The following is a 20,873-nucleotide window of genomic DNA, read 5'->3' on the forward strand; positions in this document are numbered from 1 at the left end:
CCATTCTATGAAAACCACGAGCATCACCCAAGCCGGTAATACCCTGTTCCCTGTTCCCTGTTCCCTGTTCCCTGAAAGAAACTACAATCAATCCAACATGCGTGGATGGTCGATCACTCTGGGCAAATACTTCGGCGTTGAGGTTCGTCTCCACGCCATCTTCGTTCTCTCATTGCCCATCATCATCATGCTGTCCTCGCTCTTGGACGGCAGCGGCATGCGTGGCTTCGGCCTTTGGCTGCTTCTGCTCTCAGCCGTGATTGTGCGTGAAGTGGGTCATGGACTCGCCACCGCATCCGCAGGATTCGCCGTCGACCGCCTGATGCTGCTCCCCACCGGTTCTGCGCCTACCGAAGAGCGTTCTCTCAACGCCAGCACACGCAGCGAACGCTTCATCGCTCTCTCCGGCCCACTCTCCAATTTCGCCGTAGGCATCACTATGGCGTTGCTGATGTACGCCGCCACACCTGCCATCAATCTCTTCGCGCAGCCGTGGGTTACGCCGCAACATCTTCTGCGTTCCGCCATCTGGGCACAGGTACTGCTCGGTGGTCTGCATCTTCTACCCGCGTGGCCTCTCGACTCGGGTATCGTCCTACGCCGTCAGTTCCGCCGTATCCGCGGCAACGATTCCGGCGTGCGCGCCTCCGCAGGCCTCTCTCACGCCATCGCGCTCGTACTCATCATCCTTGGCGCAGCGCTCACGAATGCGTGGCTCATCGTCATGGGTTGCTCACTGCTGCTGTCCAGCCGTGGCGACGCGATCACCCGCCTTGGCCAACAAGCCGCAGGCACGGTTACCGCAGCAGAAGTCATGCTCACTGACTTCGCCACGCTCTCCGCGTCCGACACGCTGGAAGACGCGCTCCGTCGCAGCGTCCATTCTCTGCAGGATGTTTTCCCCGTGGTGCGCGGCCCCATCCTCGTTGGTTCCATCCATCGCGACACACTCGCGCAAGCTCTCCGTGCCGACGGCAATGGATACGTGCAGGGCGTGATGACACGTACTGTCGAAGTTGTCTCCGCCGAAGACCTTCTGCTGCCCGCGCTGGAGCGCATGCAGAAGAATCGCGATGCGCAACTTGTCTCCGTCATGCGCGAAGAAAAACTTGTTGGCATCCTCACGCCCAACAGCCTCACGCAATCCATGTCCATGCTGGGCAATGCACGACGCGTCACCGAACTGGCCGCAGCAAGGTCTGGCGACGATGAGTAACGACGCACCACTCGCACCCGGCCTCTATCTCGTCGCCACGCCAATCGGTAATCTCGAAGACATCACACTGCGCGCCCTACGCATTCTGCGCAGCGCAGACCGTATCGCCTGCGAAGACACACGCCAGACGCAGAAGCTGCTGAACCACTTCGGCATCACCACGCCCACCGTCAGCTATCACCTGCACAACGAACGCGGCCGTTCCGAAGAACTCGTCAACGCGCTCCGTGAAGGCGCGCGCATCGCTGTCGTAAGCGACGCAGGCATGCCCGGCATTGCCGACCCCGGCGAAGAAATCGTGCGCGCCGCGATCGAGGCAAACATCGCGGTCTATCCCGTACCCGGAGCCAACGCGGTCCTCAGCGCACTTACCGCCAGTGGCCTGCCCACAGAACAATTTGCCTTCCACGGTTTCCTGCCTTCCAAAGCTGGCGAGCGCCGCACCATCCTCGAATCCCTGCGAGACAAGCTCAAAGCTGCACAAGAATCCGCAACACAAATTTTCTACGAAACACCACACCGCATCGCAGAAACACTGAGCGACGTAGAAGCAGTCTTCGGCCCCCAGCACCCCATCGCACTCGCACGCGAACTCACGAAACTGCACGAAGAATTTCTACGCGGCACCGCAAGCGAGGTCCGCACCACAGTGCAGTCGCGCGAAAACATTCGCGGCGAAATGGTGCTGCTGCTCTATGGAAAACTTCTCAACGAACAAAGCGAATCCAACGCCAGCCTCGCCGACCAGGTCCGCCGCCTCATCGGCAACGGCATCAGCGAAAAGGATGCGCTCAAACAAGTCGCCAAAGACCTCGGCATCGGCAAAAGCGAAGCCTACCGCGAATGGCAACGCACTCGCGGCAAACGCTAATTCTCCGTAGGCCGCTCCACACGATCCACGATCAAAAACCGAATCGACGCACGCGCATTCTTCAGCTTCAATCCCAACTGCTGCTTCAACGCATCGCGAAAGTTCGCAGAGTTATCTACCACACCTGCATCTCCACTCGCGGCATCATGCACCCACGTCAGATGAAAGTCGTACAGCCCCGTTAAACCTGTCTGATCCACCACGGGCCGAGGCACTGCCGCAATGCCCGTCATCGTCTGAATGGAGTTCGCAAACAAAGAAAGAGAAACGCCGCGCCCGCCGTAATGCTGCCCCGGCGTAGTGGAAGCGACATGCGCAACAACACCACACACCGGCGGCAGATCAGAAACGGGAGCACTGCATGTATCCGAAACCGGATGCGGTTGCAGCTTTGGCCCGGTCACTCCATCCTTCTCCAGCACTAGCGCAAACACGGGGGCATCCGCTTCTACTGTGTGCATTTGCAGATGAAAACGCTCCGCCAACAACGACTGCATCATCAGCCGCATCTGGTCGATCGTCGCATCCGCGGGCGCACGCGCAGAGATATCGAAGAACTCCGGCGGTGAATCAAACCCACCCGTCACCCAGAAAGGCGCGCCTGATTTCGGTGCACCGGAGAACATATTGAAGCGAAACGAAAGCTCCTGCGTACCCGACAACTTATACGCAAATGAGATGTAGCGCCACAGCGGTTGATGCGTAGCAACAAAGTACCCACCCGCAGCCGTACGAACATCATCCGCACTCACCGTGCTGTACACATTCCCTGAATCCAGCGGCACATTCGAACGCTGCGCAGCGCCCGCCTTGCTCGGCCGCACCGATGCAACATCAAACACCGGTGTTGCCCCACTCTGCGCAAACACACCAACGCTGAGGGTGATTGCAGATACCAATGTAGCGAACTGCATAGGGTAGTACTTCATAGTTGCGAAGTATACTCCATGACTACTTCGCCGCCGTCTCCAACACCACCGGCCCAATCAATCCATACTCCTGCACAATCTTCCGCTTGCGTACATCCGTATCCAGTTGCGACAACCGATTGTTCAGTGTCGTCGCCACACGCACTTCAATTGTGTTCGCCCCTGCATGCAGATACCTGCCAACTTCCACCGCAGCACTGATCTGGTTCGCAGGCACAGCCTTGCCATTCACCTTCAACTGGAACGAATCCATCACCTCACCCAACCGCAATACGGAAGACCTCCCGGCCTTCCAATCGTCAGGAAGATTCAACGTGGTTGTGTAAGTGCCAACGCCACTCACATCCGCCAATCCCGGAATTTTTCTCCACGACTTAAGCCCTTCCAACTCCACAGGAATCGCATCCTTCGATGTCTGCGTCGCCTCTACACCTGTCGCACCATATTTCACAGCAGGCTTCCAATCTTCCACTGCCAGGTGCCAACGCGCGCCCGTAAGGTCCATCGTCTTACCCGCACCAAAAGCAGTCACTACCGCACCGGCAACCGACGAAGTCAGTGGCAACTTGCTTAACGCAATCATCACCGCATCATCCGCGGCTATATGCAACGGCACACGCACTCCACCCGGCACCGCCTCATATCCTTGCAACGGCACAATCGCACCGCTCCACGCATCCAGCACGTACGGCTTTCCTTGCCCGTGCAGCGTCACCTTGCCGTCAAACACCTTCGTCCCCGCCAGCTCAAACAAGTTTGCAGGCTCACCCGGCGGCGTAACCTCCTGCTGGTTGTAGAAGAAGTAATACTGCACGCCACGTGCTGCATCCTCACGTCGCAAACTCAACACCTGCGAAGGAGCTTCCGGCTCTGCCGACGGATGAATGCCCAGCGACAACAATAACGCGGGCACATCGCCCTCATGCGTTACGCGATGCACATTCTTCAACTGCATCAACGCATCCATCGCCGATTTCACCGCAGCATCATCTTTCGTGTCGCGTCCCGGCACATGATCTGGCGCTTTACCCACAACGATGATCGGCAATCCTGCTTTCGCCAATGCAAGAATTCTCTGCGCCGTTGCCAACGGCATCTCATCCCGTTCCGGATTAGCATCCGGCTGCTGCTCTCCATCCAGGATCAGCACTTTGTACGCCGCTTTATTCGCAGCCAACACGTGATTCGTCACCACTGCACTCGGCATCGCCAGCAACGCCGGATCAAGATAATCCCGCGTAAATCCAGCCTCCTGCAACTTTGTATCCGGCCAGATGTGAAAGCCACCCTTCACCTGCATCGGCTGCGGAAACGTATAGCTCAGCATGTACACGGCAACATCCACCTTCGCCGTTCCCTGCGTCAACACCTGCTGCGTTCGCGCAAAGTAATCGTTGTACGTATTCGCATCAATCCAATTCGGATTGCGCGGCCCCCACGCATTTGAAAATCCTGCAGAACCAAACGAGTGATAACCGGGCCACTTCGCATCCTTCGCATCGCGATACGGATACACGTGATACACCAGCTTCGTAACGCCCGCCACATATTCGCGATGCATGCGGATCACCGCATCCTGAAACGTCTGCGCATACGCCTTCGACACAGCAGCGCAGCACTCCGTCGAATACCAAGTGTTGCCCGTCATGTGATTCGCCGCAGCAATCGGCAGAAAGCTATCCACCTCATCGCCAAAGAACAGCGACTCCGTCTCAGGCCTATCCAACACACTCGCCGCCTCAATCTCGTCTGGCGTCGTGGCAACCACTTCACCATAAGGCTGCAAGCGCAAACGCAGATTGTAACCATGCGCCCACGCGCGCATCGGCTTCAGATGGTTCTCAATCCACAACTGCGTGCGCATCGCATTCAGATCATTGCGCACACGCTCCGCGCTGCCATCACTGAACATAAAGTTCTGCGGGAACAAAGCCGCCGCGCTCTGCAGCAGCGAATACCCACGCAGCTCCTTGAACTCCGCCTCCATGTTGTTCGTCCATAACTCTGTCGGGCTGCCGCGATCCGCCGAATGCGAGTCATAAAAAATATCCCCACCATTCGCCCTCAGCAGCGCCTTCACATCCGGCGTCCAGTCCGACTCCATGCCGCGAATCAACTCATCCGTGCCTGCCTTGCTAAACAGATCAGGTTGTGCATTCGCGCCCTGTGACCAGAACGCAATGATCTTCCAATCACCCTCACTTGGAGCCTTCCAAGCAAGCTTGCCAGTAGTAGGCCCACCACCCACTCCAGCAGCATCCTTGCCCGTAATTTGAGACGTCACATCCACAGCCGAAGAAAAATCCAGCGTGGCCACGCCGCTATCGCACGACGACACACACTTGTACGCCATCACCGCAATCAACGTGCTTCTGCGCGGCTGCGGAGGAGGCGCGGGCCGCCCACCACCACCGCCTCCACCAAATCCACGATTCACCGGCGGCAACGGAGCTTTGAACGTCACCTCCGCAGTCTGCCCACCCTTCACATCTGACGCTGTAAACAACAGCGTCTTGCGCACATTGTCTTCATCCAGGCTGTAGCCCTTCGGAGCAGTCGTCGATCCATGACTCAAACTCACCTTCAGCCCCTTGCGATTCGCCTCCTGCAGAATCGCAATCAACTGCGGTGTCGCTGGAAATGTGCCCTGTCCAATCTCCACACCACCAATGCCCGACGCTGCCATCGCATCCACTTCTGCCTTCAACTCATCAGAGGTCAGCCCATCCGGTGTATTCATGCGCACCCAGGGTCTGTCTGACATCGACGGATGCGCAAAGCTTTGGGCCGTCAGCGGCGTCACCGGATTCCATCGCGTCCACGCCTGATTCGTTCCCGCCGTTGCAGCCTGTGCCATCGCAATTCCCGGAACAAGAACACCCAATCCCAGCATTCCCAAGTCCAACCATGTAAAGCGAGAACCCATAACCCTGACCATCTCCTGTGAGGCACCCCATCCTAAGTGACCTCACACAGCTTCGTGAATCAATTTCTCGCATTCGCAAACGGCGCAATCTTTCATGCACAGAAAACAACGTGCATCGTATCCTTGTGTTCGTCCATCTTTCACCGTGAACGTCCCCACAAAGGAAGGAACCCATGAAACGGTTTGCACTTACAGGATTGCTGCTGGCATCCGCGCTCCAGCCTGCCCTGGCACAGATCAACGCAGGCGAACAGAAGCCCGAGGCCAGCCTGCCCTTCACCATGACCCAGGTGGCCACGCTCCGCTACCCCTGGCGCATCGCCTTCCTGCCAGACGGCCGCATGCTCATCACGGAAAAAGTCGGAGGCATGGTCCTCATGACGCAGAAGGGTGAAAGCATCCCCGTCGCCAATGTCCCGCCAGTCCTGTACAAGGGCCAGGGCGGCCAGCTCGGCGTCTTCCTTTCGCCGTTCTATGCGAAGGACCACAGCGTCTATCTCACCTACTCTGAGCCCGGTGAACCCGGCGGATCCAGCCTCGCGCTGGCAAAAGCCCGCCTCGACCTGAAGCCCAACGCCGCCAGCCTTGAAGACCTGAAGGTCATCTGGCGCGACGGTGAGCGCGGACTCGGCGGCCAGTTCGGCGCGCAGATCGCATTCTCGCCTGACAAAAAGTTCCTCTACCTAACCGTGGGCGAACGCCAGCGCATGACACCCGCGCAGGATCCTAATCAGCCCCTGGGCAAAATCCTTCGCCTCACGCTCGACGGCAAACCTGCACCCGGTAACCCCTGGGCTGGCAAAACCGGCGCAGCAACTGTTCCTGTGATTGACCCGCCGTCGGACACCGAAGCCGCCAAGACCGCACCCAAGGTCCGCGACTACACCTTCCCCGGCCCCAACCTCACGCCGTCTGAAACGTGGACCAGCGGCCACCGCACACCCTACGGCCTCGCCTTTGCTCCCGACGGCAAACTGTGGGAAGCCGAGCACGGTCCCCGCGGTGGCGACGAGCTGAACCTCATCGAAAAGGGCAAGAACTACGGCTGGCCACTCGTCTCCTACGCTGTGAACTACAACGGTGTGCCCATCCCCAGCCCGGACACGCGCCCTGATCTGCAGAAGCCCGTCATCTACTGGACACCCATCATCGCTCCCGGCAACATCATGTTCTACAAGGGCAAGATGTTCCCGCAGTGGGATGGCAGCTTGCTAATGGGCGGCATGGCGACACACACGCTCAACCGCATCATTATCAACGGCTCCACAGCAAAACCGGCAGAGCGTTGGGATGTGGGCAAGCGCATCCGCGATGTAGAAGAAGCTCCGGATGGCGCACTCTGGTTCCTCGAAGACGACGCAAAGGGCGGCGTCTACCGCGTAACCCCCAAGTAAGCCAGCAAGAACCGAATCAATAAAGTGCCCAGATCTCAATCCCTGAGGTGTGGGCACTTTTGCTGCAAGCACAAACGTCATCGCAAAGTTGTACCCTTCTCAAGACCCGCCATGATGAAGCAGACTCTCGCCCTCGCGCTCCTCTTTGCCTCCACGCTTCACGCGCAGCAGCCAAAGCCGCTTACCTCGTACGTCGATCCGTACATCGGCGTTGACTGGGGCGGGAACACCTTCATCGGCTCCGCCATCCCCTTCGGCATGGTCAAGCTCGGCCCGGATATGGAGACGTTTGACCACAAGCCCTCGGGCTTTGGCTACTCGTCCAGCGGCAACATCCTCGGCTTCAGCCACACGCACCTCAGCGGCGCGCAGGGCAAGTACGGCAACATCCTCGTCATGCCCACAACGGGCGACGTCACTCCACTCGCCATCGCATCGCCGCGCGAAAAAGAAGTTGCACAACCCGGCTATTACGCCGCCACACTCACCCGCTACAACATCCGCGCCGAACTCTCCTCCACACGCCGCACCGGCATTCATCGCTACACCTTCCCCGCATCGCAAAATGCGCACCTCACGCTCGATCTGGAACACTGCCTCTCGCGGGGCAACTCGCAGGGATGGGAAGATCAACGCTTCGTCGGCGGCGAAGTCCACGTCACCAATCTGCATGAGATCACCGGCATTGGCCGTTATAGCGGCGGATGGAATCGCGGCGGCGAATACCGCGTCTACTTCGTCCTGCAAACCGACGCACCCGTCACCGCCGCACGCACATGGACCGGCAACGGCACCAACCCGTGGAAAGACGGCATCCCTGACACCACCACCATCCGCATCACGAACGACCACGACGCAACGGTCAATGCGGAAACACCCATCGGCGCCATCCTCGATTTCAAAACACGCGCGCAACAGCAGATCCACGTGCGGGTCGGCATCTCCTTCGTCTCCATCGATCAGGCACGCAACAACCTGCGTGAAGAAATGCCGAACTACGACCTCGACACCGCGCGCCGCAATGTCGTAGCGCAATGGCAGAAACAACTCGACACCATCCGTCTCAACGGCGCAACGGAGAAGCAGCGCCGCATGATCTACACGGCCATCTACCACACCATGATGATGCCCGTAGACCGCACCGGCGAGAACCCACTGTGGCAATCCACCGAGCCCTACTACGACGATTACTACGCCGTATGGGACACCTTCCGCTCCTCCGCACCCTTCCTCACACTCGTCGCGCCCGACCGTGAACGCGACCTCGTACGCTCGCTGCTGAACATCTATCAGCACGACGGCTACATGCCCGACGCACGCAGCGGCAACGTCACCGGACGCACACAAGGCGGCAGCAACACCGACGTTATGGTGGCCGACGCCTACGTGAAACATCTGCCCGGCATCGACTGGAACACCGCTCTGCAAGCCATGATTAAGAATGCGGAGGTCACTCCCGCCGATCTGCAGAAGGAAGGCCGCGGCGGCATCGCAGACTACAACAAGTTAGGTTACGTAACTACCAAAGATGAACGCGCAGGCTCCCGCACCGTCGAATACAGCAACGACGACTTCTCCATCGCCGAAGTAGCATGTGGCCTTGGCAAAGACGACGTTGCAAAGAAGTACCTCGCCCGCGCCCACAACTTTGAAAACCTCTGGGACAAGAATCTGGAAGAAGGCGCAGACGCAAATCCCCGCGCCAAACGCAGTGTTCCCGGCTTCAAAGGCTTCATCCGTCCAAAGAATCCAGATGGCACATGGGCAGCACCAAACAAAGACACACGCGGATCGTGGTGGAGCTTTTTCTACGAAGGCGATGAGTGGACCTATTCGCTCTATGCACCGCAGGACATGAAGCGCATCGTCGAACTCTCAGGCGGCCCGGAAGAATTCACCCGCCGCCTCGACTACACCTTCACCCACGGCCACTACGACGTCAGCAACGAACCCGGTTTCCTTCTGCCCATGCTCTACGCCTGGTCAAACCATCCCGATCACACCGCAGACGTACTCCGTCTCACACTGGAGAAATGGTTCAGCGACACACGCAGCGGCATCCCCGGCAACGACGACTCCGGCGCCATGTCGAGCTGGCTCATCTTCAACACACTGGGCTTCTATCCCGTCGCAGGCCAGGACGTCTACATCCTCGGCACACCCGCCATCCCTGATGCCACCATCGCCGTCGGCAACGGCAAGACACTGCACATCGTGGCGAAAAACGCAGGCGAAGACGGCCTGAACCGCTACATCCAATCCGCCACACTCAACGGCAAACCGCTCCACAACACATGGTTCCGCCACGCCGACATCGCCAACGGAGGCGAACTCATCCTCACCATGGGCTCAGCACCAAGCGCAACATGGGGCAAGCAAACACTGCCCCCCTCCATGTCCGACCCCGGCTTCAAACTCTGTACGAAGTAGTAAAGATCGTCGCTAAAAGGTTTCAAAATAGACCTCAATATTGAGGCGCACCGCAACTTTCTTCCTATCCTTCCGTGCAGGCTCGAATCGATATTGTGATACCGCCTTAGCGGCTTCAAGGGCGTAGTCACTCGCTGCCGGAAGGATTACCCATAACTCAGTGGGTTTACCATCCGAGCCTACCGTCAAGCCAATCCTTACGCTGGTTCGTGTGGGCTTTTCTTTATGTGCGCTTGCTGGAATTTCGGGATCTACCTGATGAGTGAGCTTAGGAGGAATCACTCCTTCCTTCACATCCAGCTTCACAATCCCGTCGCTCTTTGGGACATGCTTCCCAGGACCACAGTCCGTACACATCGCAACTGTCTGTGTCTTGGAAACATAGTTCCCCGGGACATTCTTCGCGACATAATCCGGGATAGAAGAAACTGCTTCGTCGAGCGAAGACCAGAATAGAAGTTTCTCAATTGCAGGCAATGCCTCATCAACTGTCCCGTCTTTGACGACCACACTGATCGACATGGGAGACTGAATCCCCGCCGCCGCTAAACCGTGCGTAGAGGGATTCCGTATGATGGCCGCTCTCTCTCCTTTGAGAGAAACAGTATCGCCATGAAGCGTGACTTGATTTGCGGTGAAAAAACCAAACTCATGCAGGAAAGGTTCCTTCGCTGACAGCTCCTCCGCTCGAAACTCATACTTGCGCTCTTTATCTGCGCTGTAATCCGTAAGTACTCGAGGCTGATTCACGATGTGATTTCGAAAGGCCACAAATGCAGCAGATTCTTGCGCAGCGGCTGGCAGAACAAACAGCAACAAACAAAATACGGAACGAAGCATAGCGAAATAGTCCCTCACAAACAAACAAATGAAAAGCGGGAGCATTGTGCTCCCGCTTTTAGGTACTCCCACATACAAAACAATTAGTGGATATCAAACGCCTCTGGGCTAAGTGAAGGATCGCTCTTCAGCAGAATCGTCTTCCGCGTCATCTCTTCCAGCTCCACCAGTCGCTTCGCATTGTTCGCCTTCAGCGTCTTCACCACTTCCGGATGCACACGCAGCAGAACATCCTGCTTCTCCAGGTGGCGATGCATCTTTCGCATCTCCACATAGATTTCGTTTGCCACCGTCACCGGCGACTTGATCATGCCCGTGCCTTCGGTGATCGGATCAGGAATGCACAGCGTACGTTCCAGGCTCTGCTTCACGCGCTTGCGCGTCATAATGACAAGACCGAAATCGTTGAACGGCAGAATCTTCGATGGCGCACGATCCGTCTTCATCTCGTCTTCCAGTGCCTGCAGCACCTTCGCACGATTCTTACGGTCATCCATGTCAATGAAGTCGATCACGATGATGCCGCCCAGATCGCGCAGACGAATCTGACGGACAATCTCCGGAATCGCATCCAGGTTCGTCTTCACAATCGTGTCTTCCAGGCGAGCCGTCTTACCAACATACTTACCGGTGTTAATGTCGATCGCCACCAGCGCTTCCGTCTGGTTGATCACAATCGATCCACCCGACTTCAGCCACACCTTCGACTTCAGCGCCTTATCAATCTCCTGCGTAATACCGAAGTGTTCAAAGACCGGCGTCTCCTTCGTGTACAGCTTCACACGACGCACCAGCGACGGCTGAAAGCGCTGCAGAAAGCGCAGCACGCGCTCATACTCCTGCTCCGTATCCACCCAGATTGCAGAGAAGTTATCCGTCACCTGGTCACGCAGAATACGCTCCACCAGGTTCAGATCGTGATAGATCAGCGCAGGCGACTTCGACGTCTCCGACCGCTGCTTGATGTCATTCCAGATCTGGATCAGGAAGCGCAGATCCGTACGCAACTCTTCTTCGCTTGCGCCATCCGCAGCCGTACGCACAATGAATCCACCCTGCGCATCGCCCTTCTCTGAAAGCAGAATCGACTTCAAGCGACGACGCTCTTCATCCGAAGAAATCTTGCGCGATACGCCCGTGTGATTCACCGTAGGCATGAACACCAGGAAGCGTCCCGGCAGCGCAATGTGCGACGTAATACGCGCACCCTTCTTCGCAATCGGTTCCTTCGCAATCTGAACCAGAATCTCCTGGCCCGGCTTCAACAGTTCGTTGATCGCCGGCAGATCCTGCGTCTGCACAGACTGACGACGTCCACGTCCGCGATCACCACCGCTGTTACGGCCTCCGCGACGATCACGCCCACCACGGCGGCTGCGCTCAGTGCGCTCCTGCCGCGGCTCGCTGGTTGAAGACTCGGAAGCATCTTCGTCCTCGTCTTCATCGCCACCAGCAAAGTCCGCCTCGGTGAATCCGCCGCTGGCATCTTCTTCCTCGTCAAAGTCCTCGCTCGGCACTTCGCGATCCAGATGCATCTCGTGCAGCACGCCGCCCAGGTCTGCGGAATCCTCCAGAGTCTCTTCTTCGTACTCGTCTTCCTCGTCGTCCGCGTTCCCGGCCAGCGCCTCGTACTCGAACTCGTCTTCCTCGTCGATCTCTTCTTCGTGGAAGTCGCCATCGCCATACGCATGAATCTGCGGCTGGAACTCTTCTTCAAACTCCACTGGCTCCGGCGTGGTCTCTGCTTCGGCCAGCGTCACAGACTGCACAGCACCTTCAACGGCTACAGGTGCTGCAGGCTCATAAATGTCCTGCTGTGCAATTGGCGCTACGCCCTGCTCCTCCACACCCGCAGTCACGGACAGCAACTCACCCGATGCCTGCAGCGTAGTGAAGTTCGGCTCCGCTGCAGTATTCGTCTCTGCGTGCAGATCATAGGTAGTGGGGTCGGTTTCTGCTCCCGACGCAATGGCCTCTTCTGCAGCCACAGTCTCCGCAGGCTCTTCCGCAACAAATTCAACTTCTTCGGTTGCATCCGCTTCTTCGGCAATCTTGTCCGTCTCGGCTTCGATGATTGCCTCTGCCTCAGCAGAAATCTCCGGCTTATCCGGCTCCTGCTCAAAGCGGCGAAGATCGCGGCGAGTTTCATCCTTCACACTCGCGCTTTCTCCTTCAACCGGTTCGTACTCAGCAGGCTCAGCAACCTCGACCACCTCAACGGACGCCACTTCAAACTCCGCCTCTGGCGCCACCGGCTCTGCATCTTCTGCAATCGGAGTAACTGGCACAGAATCAAACGCCGCGCCAGCATCTTCACTCAGCGCCTCTTCTACTTCCGGCGACAGTGCAGGTTCCGCAGCTTCTACAACAGGAGCAACTTCCTTCGGCTTGCGGTTCTTGTGGCGCGACAGCGTCTCGCCCGGCAGCACCGCACCACCATCCCAGCCCACAATCTCAATCAACGGTGTAGAAACCGTCACCACCTCAGGCTTCGGCGGCGCATTCTTCCGCGCCTCTTCTTCTTCTGCGGCAACTTCGGCAGGGTCACGATACTTGCGGATCGACTCGCCCGGCAGCACAATCGGCTCACCGGTCGGCTCCGGCAGAAACTCTTCCGGTGCATCGTATCCCGCATAGCTGTTGTCATACGGCGGAGCATCTGCCGAACGGCTGCTGCGCTCACCACGATCACGGTCACGTCCACCATTACGACCACGGCGATCCCGTCCACTGCGACCACCACGGCGATCATCCCGACGACCACGACCCTGGCTCGGGGTGTAACCCTCCGTAGGCGCTTCCGCCTCAGCGGAAAGATCAATCTCAATCGGGCTGCTCTCAGCAGCGGCGTCGAATGAAGTCGTCTCTTCGTCCTCGTCGTAGCCGCCTTCAATCGTCACCGATTCTGCATCCGCAGTCGTTGCCGTTACCTCAGGCGACTCACCACGACCACGGCCACGACGACGGCCACGGCGACCGCGCCAACGGCGGCTGCCTCCCGTCGATTCTGCATCGATGCTGCCCACGCCTTCGGTCGGCGAAGGTGCAATCGGCTCATCAAATGAAACGGTGCTCTCAGTTTCTGCGGAAGCCTCCGGAGCCTGGCGACGCTCGCCACCCCGCTCACGATCCCGTCCACCACGATCACGCCCACCGCGCTCGCGTCCACCACGACGGCCACCGCCAGCGTTGCTCTCGGCCGAATCGAAATCCGCGGAGTCACCCTGCTCTTCCATGAAGTCCGTGACATACAGGAAGGCATCGCGCTCCAGGCCGATGTCGACAAACGCCGACTGCATGCCTGGCAGCACGCGCGTTACTTTTCCGTTGTAGATAGATCCAGCGAGTGTGTATTCGTTCTCGCGCTCGTAGTAAATCTCCGCCAGTTGCTCGTCTTCGACGATGGCCAGCCGCGTCTCATGCGGCGTTGTGGAGATATAAATTTCCTTCGACATGTGTCCTGCTCGTTTCCGCCAACGGTTACGAGAGACTTCAGGTCAGTGCGGGAGCCGCGCTAGTCTTAGCGCGAAACAATCCCAAACGGCAGGGTGGAATCCGAACCAAGGCCATCCGGGCGCAGCACAAGCTCCCCCGAACGAGCGCCAAAACGCCCTCCGGGTGGTGATGGAACTTTTGTATGCGACCAGTGATGCATTCCTGCAAAGCCTCTTCGTATCAACTGCTTTTCCGGATTTGTGACCACGCTTGCCTCCGTTACAAAGGGGTGGAGGCGGGGCCGTTTACCGTCCGGCGAAGCAACTGCTGTAGTTCAGAACCTGATACCCAGCCGCCCTTCGTGACCCAATGGCCCGTAACCGGCAGCTTGCAATTCGTTACAACTAAACTTTGTTCAACCGCCCCGGCGACCTTTGCGCACGTCAGCGGCTACACTTCCCCGGCGGCGGCGAGACGCGCCAGCAGACGGAGTAAAACCTGCCTTTATTGTGCAACACCCACACCGTTTCTGGCTACCGGGTGACAGGCCTATAAATCCGGCGCTACCCTTCTCGTCGAAGGAATCACTGCCAGCTATGAATCTCTCCCGCCGCGACGCCCTGAAACTAGGCACCCTTTCCGCCGCCGCAACCATGCTCCCCAGCGGCCTCGCGCAGGCACAAAAGCTGGCCCCCGCAGTCTTCCAGCCGCTCCCCCTCGGCGAAATCAAACCCACCGGCTGGCTCCGCCGCCAACTTCAAGTTCAGGCCGACGGCATGGGTGGCCATCTCGACGAGTTCTGGCCCGACGTCAGCAATAACAGCGGATGGCTAGGCCGCACCGGCGAAAGCTGGGAGCGCGGCCCCTACTTCCTCGACGGCCTCTACCCGCTCGCCATCCTGCTCGACGACCCCAAACTCAAAACCAAAGCCAACCGCTGGATCGAATGGACACTCACCCACCAGCAGCCCAACGGTATGATCGGCCCCGCCAGCAATAACGACTGGTGGCCCCGCATGGTCATGGTCAAAGTCCTCATTCAGCACTACGAGGCCACCGGCGACAAACGCGTCCCCGACGTTCTCACAAAGTACTTCCACCACCAGCTAGCGGAACTACCCACACGCCCACTGCAAAGCTGGGGACTCTACCGCTGGCAGGACGCCGCCTACGGCGTCCAGTGGCTCTACGACCAGACGCACGATCCCGAACTCCCCCGCCTCGCCGCACTCCTGCAAAAACAGGGCTTCGACTGGACCGCCGAGTTCCGCAACTTCCCCTTCGAAAAAGCCACGGATAAAACCATCCTCGGCCCCCAAGGCTTCGACTCGCCCCTGCCTGAGCGAGCCATGCAGGCCCACGGCGTCAACAACGGCATGGCACTCAAAACCGCCGCCGTCCAATACCGCTCCAACGGCAACAGGCAGCAGGAGCTCGACAACTTCCGCATGCAGATCGGGAATCTCGACAAGTACCACGGCCTGCCCAACGGCATGTTCAGCTGCGACGAGCACCTCGCTGGCCCCAGCCCTGTCCAGGGCACCGAACTCTGCACCGTCGTCGAAACCATGTTCTCGCTCGAAGTCGCCCTCAGCACCTTCGGCGACGCCACTATCGCAGACCGTATCGAGAAGATCGCCTACAACGCCCTGCCCGGCACCTTCACCGACGACATGTGGGCGCACCAGTACGACCAGCAACCCAATCAGGTCCAGTGCAGCCTGAACAGCAAGCCCTGGAGCACCAACGGCCCCGAATCCAACCTCTACGGCCTCGAACCGCACTTCGGTTGCTGCACCGCCAACTTCCACCAGGGCTGGCCCAAATTCGTCGCCAGCCTCGCCATGAGCACACCCGACGACGGCCTCGCCATCACCCTCTACGCACCGTGCGAAATCAAAACCAAAGTCCGCAACGCAAACGTCCACATCACGGTAGAAACCGAGTACCCCTTCCGCGACACCGCACGCATCACCATCAACGCCGACAAGCCAACGCGATTCCCGCTCCACCTCCGCGGACCACAGTGGACAGACGGCACCACAGTAGAACTCGCAGGCAAACGCACCAATCTGCCCAGCGGCGGGTTTCTAGCCTTCGAGCGCGACTGGAAGTCCACCGATGTCATTACCCTCAAGCTCCCCATGCAGCCGCGAGCCACCCGCTGGTTCCACAACTCGCTCGCAATCGAACGCGGCCCACTCCTCTTCTCACTCGACCCCGGCCAAAGCTGGATGAAGCTCCGCGACCGCAAACCCACCGCCGACTGGCAGGTCTTCCCCACCGGCCCCTGGAACTACGCGTTAGCCACGGATGAAGCAGCAGCAACCAAACTCAAAGTAGAAGAGAAACCAGTAGGCGACCGCCCCTTCGCCACAGCAACACCCGCCGTCACCATCGCAGTCCCGGCTCACCAGATCGACCGCTGGCGCAGCACCGACGGCGTAGCCAACCCACTCCCGGAAAGCCCACTCACAGGCAAAGACCTCGCCAGCGCCCGCCCACAGGAAACCATCACGCTAGTCCCTTACGCCGGAGCCAAACTAAGAATCTCTGCCTTCCCGCAGATCAAGGCATAAGCAAGTTGATTAACGCGTGAAACAACCATTAGACGATGGTTACAACATACAAACAAGAGGCTTGCTAAGTTGCGGCCTATTAGAGATTGACTTCTATACTGCTTTCAATGAAATCCGAACTCGAAGCCAATTTTTCTAAAGAGCTCATCGAACCCACCCTCGATATTGCCCAAGACTACGCGGAAATGGGATTGGATTACCTTTTGTCGAGCGACATTGCTAAAGAAGTTCCAATCGTTAAGACCGCTTTTGCATTTTTCAAAACTGGAGTAGCAATCCGTGATAGGTACTTTGTTAAAAAACTTCTAGTTTTCCTAAAAGAATTCCATAGCAACCTATCCGACAGCGACGAGACGGAAGCTTTCCGTAAGCGAATCGACAATGACCCAGCTTTCCGAAATAGAGTCACCGAACACCTTCTCGTCATAATCGACAAATTGCTTGATGCAGAAAAAGCTCAAATTCTCGCTCGTCTTTTCCGTGCTCATGTGCACAGACATCTGACTTGGGACCAATTTGTAGACTTGTCGATTGTCCTCGATTCGTTGCGACGCGAAAGCCAAACATTTTTAAAAGAAATCGCGGGCACAAGCTTTTGGGGCTATCACGGCCCCGATAGACCAGGCGAGGCATCATTGTTCGCAGCTGGCATTGCGACGAGGCATGGAACCAAATTCGCCGTAACAGAGCAAGGACAGCTCCTCTATACATATGGACTTCTATGAGCCAGCCACCAGCATTTCCGGCTTACCGAATATCAGAACTATAGTGTGCGAATGTCTCGATACTTACGGCTTAGGCCGCGACTCCGGCGGCACAAGACCTGCCAACCGGTAATACACAACCAGTTGGCCATAGTGCTCCCCGCTGTGTTCGATGATGCCGTAGGCAATGTCGATCACGCGCGCTTTCTGCTCCGGGGTATACACAACTTCCGTCGTCAAACCCTTCTCACCTTTCGCTTGGATAGCGGCTGCGCCATCCGCGAAGGCTTTCTTGACGAATGCAACCACAGCGGCCTTGGACGGGTACTGCTCACGCTTCGGGTCTTCTGCTGCTTGGGTCTTCACGCCCATCACAGGATTCGTGAAGAAGTAGCAGGAACCTGCAGCATGCAGTAACTGCTCCGCAAAGCTCCGCTGCGCAGGTGTTGGCTTGAAGTCGTATTTGTCCTCGGGAAACTCTTCCGCCATCACCGTCAGCTTGCGGCCAATCTCATTCCAGGAATCAAGTACAACCTTCAATTCCGGGTCTGCAGGCTTGATGGCGATGTGTTGTTTCGGCGCGTCCTGGGCATGCGCAGTCCATGCGCATGCCAGCAGGACGATAGCAAGAAACGTTGTTCGTTTCATGTCTTCCTCCACGATTGAATCTCAAGAGTGTCAGCGTCCTACTTCGCCCGCACCAATCCCGCCACAACATCAGCAACCTTCTCGAAGATCTCCTTCCAACCCTCAAGCTGACCGCTCTCTGCAGCATCCTTCATAGGCTCATTGCCAATGAACGTGAGTTTTGTCTTGCCATCCCCAAGATCCTCAAACAGGGTCACGTCGTATGCCTCTTCAACCACCTCATGTTCGTATCCCACTTGTGCAGGGTCGATCTTGTTTCCTTCTGCATCGGCAAAGTACATGAGCGAGACGATCTTCTCGTACGGCACAATCTCGATGTACTCAATCCCATTCCAACACTCTTGCCCATCCGGCGACTTCATGCAGAAGAGCGCCTTCCCTCCCACGCGAAAATCAATCTTGCAGACAGGCGCCGTAAAGTCCTTCGGCCCCCACCACTGCATCACATACTTCGGATCGGTCCACGCCTTCCAAACCAGCTCGCGTGGAGCATCGAACACCCGCGTAATCGTCATCCGCTCTGTTTCGTTAACCGCGTTTTCTGCCATCTCGAGCCTCATCTTTCTTCATTTGAGTTACAACCGCGTCCAACCTGTCCAATCTCTCTTCCCAGAGCTTGCGATAGTTAAACGCCCAGTCGCTGACCGTCTTAATCGCCTCAGGCCGAAGCGTGCACACACTCTCACGTCCACGCTTCGTCTTCACCACAATCCGCGCCCGCACCAGGCATGCAACATGCTTTGAAATCATCTGCTGCGAGATCTCAAACGATTCCGTCAATCCATGCACGGTCGCAGGCCCATGCGAGAGCCGTTCGACCATGGCTCGCCGCGTCGGGTCAGATAATGCCGCAAATGCTGTGTCCAACTGATTCACAACCATATGGTTGTTGATTAGTGCACAGGTTGTCAAGATAAAGGTTTCCTACCGCTAAAAGCAGTGGACCCGCCAAATCAGTCTTCGTAGGCCAACGCGTCCAGTACCTCTAACCGCATGGATATCCATGCGGACCAAGCACTCGCAGCGAAGAACACAGAGGCAGCAATGATTCCAGCAGGCAGCCAAAAACTGTATGGAGTCTGCAAAACAAACAGCCCACCCAGAAGTGTTGAAATCAGCCACTCATGAAGGTAGGCCAGTAGCATTCCAACAATCGTTCCCGGCAAAGCGACGAGGAGCGCCTCCTGAAAAAGGAGGGTAAGGATGAAGAAGAGTGATCCACCCAAAACTCGGAGAATTGCGAATTGCCGTGTGCGTTCTCTGACTTGGGAGAATCTGTTGATTGCCATGAACAGAAATGTTGCTCCTGTTGCCACCCACGCAACCGCGACAACCATGAACCGTACCGCAACGATGAACCTGTTCGGATGGCTCGCTGGATCAAGCGACGCTCCAGCCAAAGTCAGCATCATCATCACCGCTAGCGCTATTCCTAGCGAGTTCAACGCGGCTTGCTGAGCGTTGTGGCGGAGGTGTTCCCTCACCAACGGATGCACGGTGATCATTTCGCTGTAGCATACCAGCGGTATGAAAGCTAAGTAGACCAATAGCAAATACGTAGAAAACTCTACCCTGCAATACCGAAAACCCAACCTATCGTTGGCAACTATTCCGCTTTCGCAACAGCCTCAACAGGAGCCACCAGCTTCCCCGCAGCCCGAACCATCTTCCGCACCGGCCACTCCCCGCGCGCCGGAAAGAAGATCGCACCCACCCGCTGCTTCTCCGGCCGGTAATACCAGCGCTTCAGCAGCGCAAGCTGGTCCCCCAGCTCCGTCATATCCTTCGCGCCACCACTACCATCAAACAGTCGCGTAACCGCAGCCAGCATCCGCTCCTCCGCAGAACCAGAAGACGAACCACCAGCAGCAGCAGCGCCACCTTCAAGCGGAGTAGCCGCCAGCATCATCGGCTGCGCAAACAAGCTCGACCCAACCTCTGCCTGCTCCTTCACCAACCGCACTCCTAAGAGAGACACCCGTTCCGGCCCGCGGAAACACCCATCCGCAAAACTCCACACCGCCACATGCGGCGCATCATCGTCCGCGCGCGAAGGACAAGGCATCACCAATACCGCCTTCAACTCACTCAACGGCTGCACCAACTCATCCGCAAACGCCGCCGCGGCCTTTACCTTCGCAATGCGCCCATGCACCGCCGCAGCCTGCTCAAACTCCATCGCTGCAGAAGCCTCATCGCGCTCCGCCTCCAACGCCGCAATCCGCGAGCCTCCGCGCGTCTTCAAAAATGCGAGCACTTGCTCACATTCCGCACTGTATTCCGCATCCGTACAACGCTTCTGACACGGCGCCATGCACTTCTTCATCTCGCCATAAATGCAACCCGGATCATCCACCGAAGGATGCAGCTCCATATAGCAACGGCGAATCAGAAACAACTCCTCCACCGCCTCGCAATACCGCTCCGCTGCCAGCCGCGAAGCAAACGGCCCAAACGTCGTCTGCAACGAACGACGCCGCAAATGGTTCGTCACATAAATTCGCGGATACGCATTCTCGGCCGCAAACCGAATCGTGAACGGAGGCGACAACCGCATCCTCTTCCGCGCCTCATCCGCACCAAACGCCAGATGCATCGCGCGATACAGCAACAGCAACGACTCAAACTCGCTGCCCGCCTCACGCCACGCAATCCGCGCAATCCGATCGCGCAGATTCAGCCGCTTCGTCTGCCCCTCGGCTGGCTCCAGCAAACGCTGCAACCGCCGGCGCACATTCGCACTCTTCATCAGATGCGGACGATCCGTCGCACTATGCCCAAACAGGCCCACCACCGCAGGCCCCGCAGGCAACTGCCGCAGCGCATCCGCCGCCTGCGCCGGATCAAACGCAATCTCATGCTCGAAGATGGGTTCCGCTGCCACTCTGCGATTCTAGCTGT

15 protein-coding genes are annotated in these 20,873 nt (G+C 57.8%); 6 read left to right on the plus strand and 9 right to left on the minus strand.

Translation table 11 applies throughout. The annotated features are described in order from the left end of the window. Positions 1-97 precede the first annotated feature (97 nt). Positions 98-1,216, plus strand: a complete 1,119-nt coding sequence (locus JAO32_RS05180) for a CBS domain-containing protein (protein WP_334238190.1) — start codon at positions 98-100, stop codon at positions 1,214-1,216. Beyond that, the gene (gene rsmI, locus JAO32_RS05185; RefSeq protein ID WP_334238192.1) at positions 1,209-2,087 is read left to right on the plus strand and encodes a 16S rRNA (cytidine(1402)-2'-O)-methyltransferase; all 879 of its coding nucleotides are present in this window, start codon (positions 1,209-1,211) and stop codon (positions 2,085-2,087) included. The genes JAO32_RS05180 and rsmI overlap by 8 nt, the downstream gene beginning before the upstream one ends. Here rsmI and JAO32_RS05190 read toward each other — a convergent pair. After that, positions 2,084-3,016 (minus strand): TIGR03435 family protein, encoded by a 933-nt coding sequence (locus JAO32_RS05190; RefSeq protein WP_334238193.1) that lies wholly within the window; start codon positions 3,014-3,016, stop codon positions 2,084-2,086. The two genes, rsmI and JAO32_RS05190, sit on opposite strands and share 4 nt — an antisense overlap. Before the next feature lie 22 nt (positions 3,017-3,038). Then, entirely contained in the window at positions 3,039-5,942 is a 2,904-nt protein-coding gene (locus JAO32_RS05195) for a glycosyl hydrolase (RefSeq protein ID WP_334238196.1), read from the minus strand. A gap of 173 nt (positions 5,943-6,115) precedes the next feature. Here JAO32_RS05195 and JAO32_RS05200 point away from each other — a divergent pair, with 173 nt between their 5' ends. Both JAO32_RS05200 and JAO32_RS05205 read left to right on the plus strand, forming a co-directional pair. Then, positions 6,116-7,336 (plus strand): PQQ-dependent sugar dehydrogenase, encoded by a 1,221-nt coding sequence (locus JAO32_RS05200; RefSeq protein WP_334238197.1) that lies wholly within the window; start codon positions 6,116-6,118, stop codon positions 7,334-7,336. Positions 7,337-7,447: 111 nt separating this feature from the next. Continuing rightward, positions 7,448-9,766 carry a GH92 family glycosyl hydrolase gene (locus JAO32_RS05205; protein ID WP_334238199.1) on the plus strand — a complete coding sequence of 773 codons (2,319 nt, stop codon included), beginning with the start codon at positions 7,448-7,450 and terminating at the stop codon, positions 9,764-9,766. Between the two features lie 12 nt (positions 9,767-9,778). Here JAO32_RS05205 and JAO32_RS05210 read toward each other — a convergent pair whose 3' ends face one another. Further along, positions 9,779-10,606 (minus strand): energy transducer TonB, encoded by an 828-nt coding sequence (locus tag JAO32_RS05210; protein WP_334238202.1) that lies wholly within the window; start codon positions 10,604-10,606, stop codon positions 9,779-9,781. An 83-nt stretch (positions 10,607-10,689) separates the two neighbouring features. Then, the gene (locus tag JAO32_RS05215; RefSeq protein WP_334238204.1) at positions 10,690-14,061 is read right to left on the minus strand and encodes an Rne/Rng family ribonuclease; all 3,372 of its coding nucleotides are present in this window, start codon (positions 14,059-14,061) and stop codon (positions 10,690-10,692) included. A gap of 576 nt (positions 14,062-14,637) precedes the next feature. Here JAO32_RS05215 and JAO32_RS05220 point away from each other — a divergent pair. Beyond that, positions 14,638-16,620 carry a beta-L-arabinofuranosidase domain-containing protein gene (locus tag JAO32_RS05220; RefSeq protein WP_334238206.1) on the plus strand — a complete coding sequence of 661 codons (1,983 nt, stop codon included), beginning with the start codon at positions 14,638-14,640 and terminating at the stop codon, positions 16,618-16,620. A 107-nt stretch (positions 16,621-16,727) separates the two neighbouring features. Continuing rightward, positions 16,728-17,345 carry a hypothetical protein gene (locus tag JAO32_RS05225; protein WP_334238208.1) on the plus strand — a complete coding sequence of 206 codons (618 nt, stop codon included), beginning with the start codon at positions 16,728-16,730 and terminating at the stop codon, positions 17,343-17,345. Between the two features lie 63 nt (positions 17,346-17,408). Here the strand turns inward: JAO32_RS05225 and JAO32_RS05230 are convergent, their stop codons facing one another. From JAO32_RS05230 to JAO32_RS05250, 5 genes are all read right to left on the minus strand, one after another. Beyond that, the gene (locus JAO32_RS05230; RefSeq protein ID WP_334238210.1) at positions 17,409-17,972 is read right to left on the minus strand and encodes a DinB family protein; all 564 of its coding nucleotides are present in this window, start codon (positions 17,970-17,972) and stop codon (positions 17,409-17,411) included. Between the two features lie 38 nt (positions 17,973-18,010). Then, a complete protein-coding gene (locus JAO32_RS05235; protein ID WP_334238212.1) occupies positions 18,011-18,520 on the minus strand; it encodes an SRPBCC family protein in 510 nt (169 codons plus the stop codon). Beyond that, the gene (locus tag JAO32_RS05240; RefSeq protein ID WP_334238213.1) at positions 18,501-18,884 is read right to left on the minus strand and encodes an ArsR/SmtB family transcription factor; all 384 of its coding nucleotides are present in this window, start codon (positions 18,882-18,884) and stop codon (positions 18,501-18,503) included. Before JAO32_RS05240 ends, JAO32_RS05235 begins: the two co-directional genes overlap by 20 nt. Positions 18,885-18,925: 41 nt before the next feature. Continuing rightward, the gene (locus JAO32_RS05245) at positions 18,926-19,387 is read right to left on the minus strand and encodes an ABC transporter permease (protein WP_334238321.1); all 462 of its coding nucleotides are present in this window, start codon (positions 19,385-19,387) and stop codon (positions 18,926-18,928) included. A 191-nt stretch (positions 19,388-19,578) separates the two neighbouring features. Continuing rightward, positions 19,579-20,856 (minus strand): UvrB/UvrC motif-containing protein, encoded by a 1,278-nt coding sequence (locus tag JAO32_RS05250; RefSeq protein WP_334238215.1) that lies wholly within the window; start codon positions 20,854-20,856, stop codon positions 19,579-19,581. Positions 20,857-20,873 lie beyond the last annotated feature (17 nt).

The organism is Terriglobus sp. ADX1, assembly GCF_036877645.1.
GTDB lineage: Bacteria > Acidobacteriota > Terriglobia > Terriglobales > Acidobacteriaceae > Terriglobus.

What these genes read in the sequence shown, in the direction of transcription:
- JAO32_RS05180 (WP_334238190.1), top strand. Translation starts at nt 98, where the DNA reads ATGCGTGGATGGTCGATCACTCTGGGCAAATACTTCGGCGTTGAGGTT.
- rsmI (WP_334238192.1), top strand. Translation starts at nt 1,209, where the DNA reads ATGAGTAACGACGCACCACTCGCACCCGGCCTCTATCTCGTCGCCACG.
- JAO32_RS05190 (WP_334238193.1), bottom strand. Translation starts at nt 3,016, where the DNA reads ATGAAGTACTACCCTATGCAGTTCGCTACATTGGTATCTGCAATCACC.
- JAO32_RS05195 (WP_334238196.1), bottom strand. Translation starts at nt 5,942, where the DNA reads ATGGGTTCTCGCTTTACATGGTTGGACTTGGGAATGCTGGGATTGGGT.
- JAO32_RS05200 (WP_334238197.1), top strand. Translation starts at nt 6,116, where the DNA reads ATGAAACGGTTTGCACTTACAGGATTGCTGCTGGCATCCGCGCTCCAG.
- JAO32_RS05205 (WP_334238199.1), top strand. Translation starts at nt 7,448, where the DNA reads ATGATGAAGCAGACTCTCGCCCTCGCGCTCCTCTTTGCCTCCACGCTT.
- JAO32_RS05210 (WP_334238202.1), bottom strand. Translation starts at nt 10,606, where the DNA reads ATGCTTCGTTCCGTATTTTGTTTGTTGCTGTTTGTTCTGCCAGCCGCT.
- JAO32_RS05215 (WP_334238204.1), bottom strand. Translation starts at nt 14,061, where the DNA reads ATGTCGAAGGAAATTTATATCTCCACAACGCCGCATGAGACGCGGCTG.
- JAO32_RS05220 (WP_334238206.1), top strand. Translation starts at nt 14,638, where the DNA reads ATGAATCTCTCCCGCCGCGACGCCCTGAAACTAGGCACCCTTTCCGCC.
- JAO32_RS05225 (WP_334238208.1), top strand. Translation starts at nt 16,728, where the DNA reads ATGAAATCCGAACTCGAAGCCAATTTTTCTAAAGAGCTCATCGAACCC.
- JAO32_RS05230 (WP_334238210.1), bottom strand. Translation starts at nt 17,972, where the DNA reads ATGAAACGAACAACGTTTCTTGCTATCGTCCTGCTGGCATGCGCATGG.
- JAO32_RS05235 (WP_334238212.1), bottom strand. Translation starts at nt 18,520, where the DNA reads ATGGCAGAAAACGCGGTTAACGAAACAGAGCGGATGACGATTACGCGG.
- JAO32_RS05245 (WP_334238321.1), bottom strand. Translation starts at nt 19,387, where the DNA reads ATGATGATGCTGACTTTGGCTGGAGCGTCGCTTGATCCAGCGAGCCAT.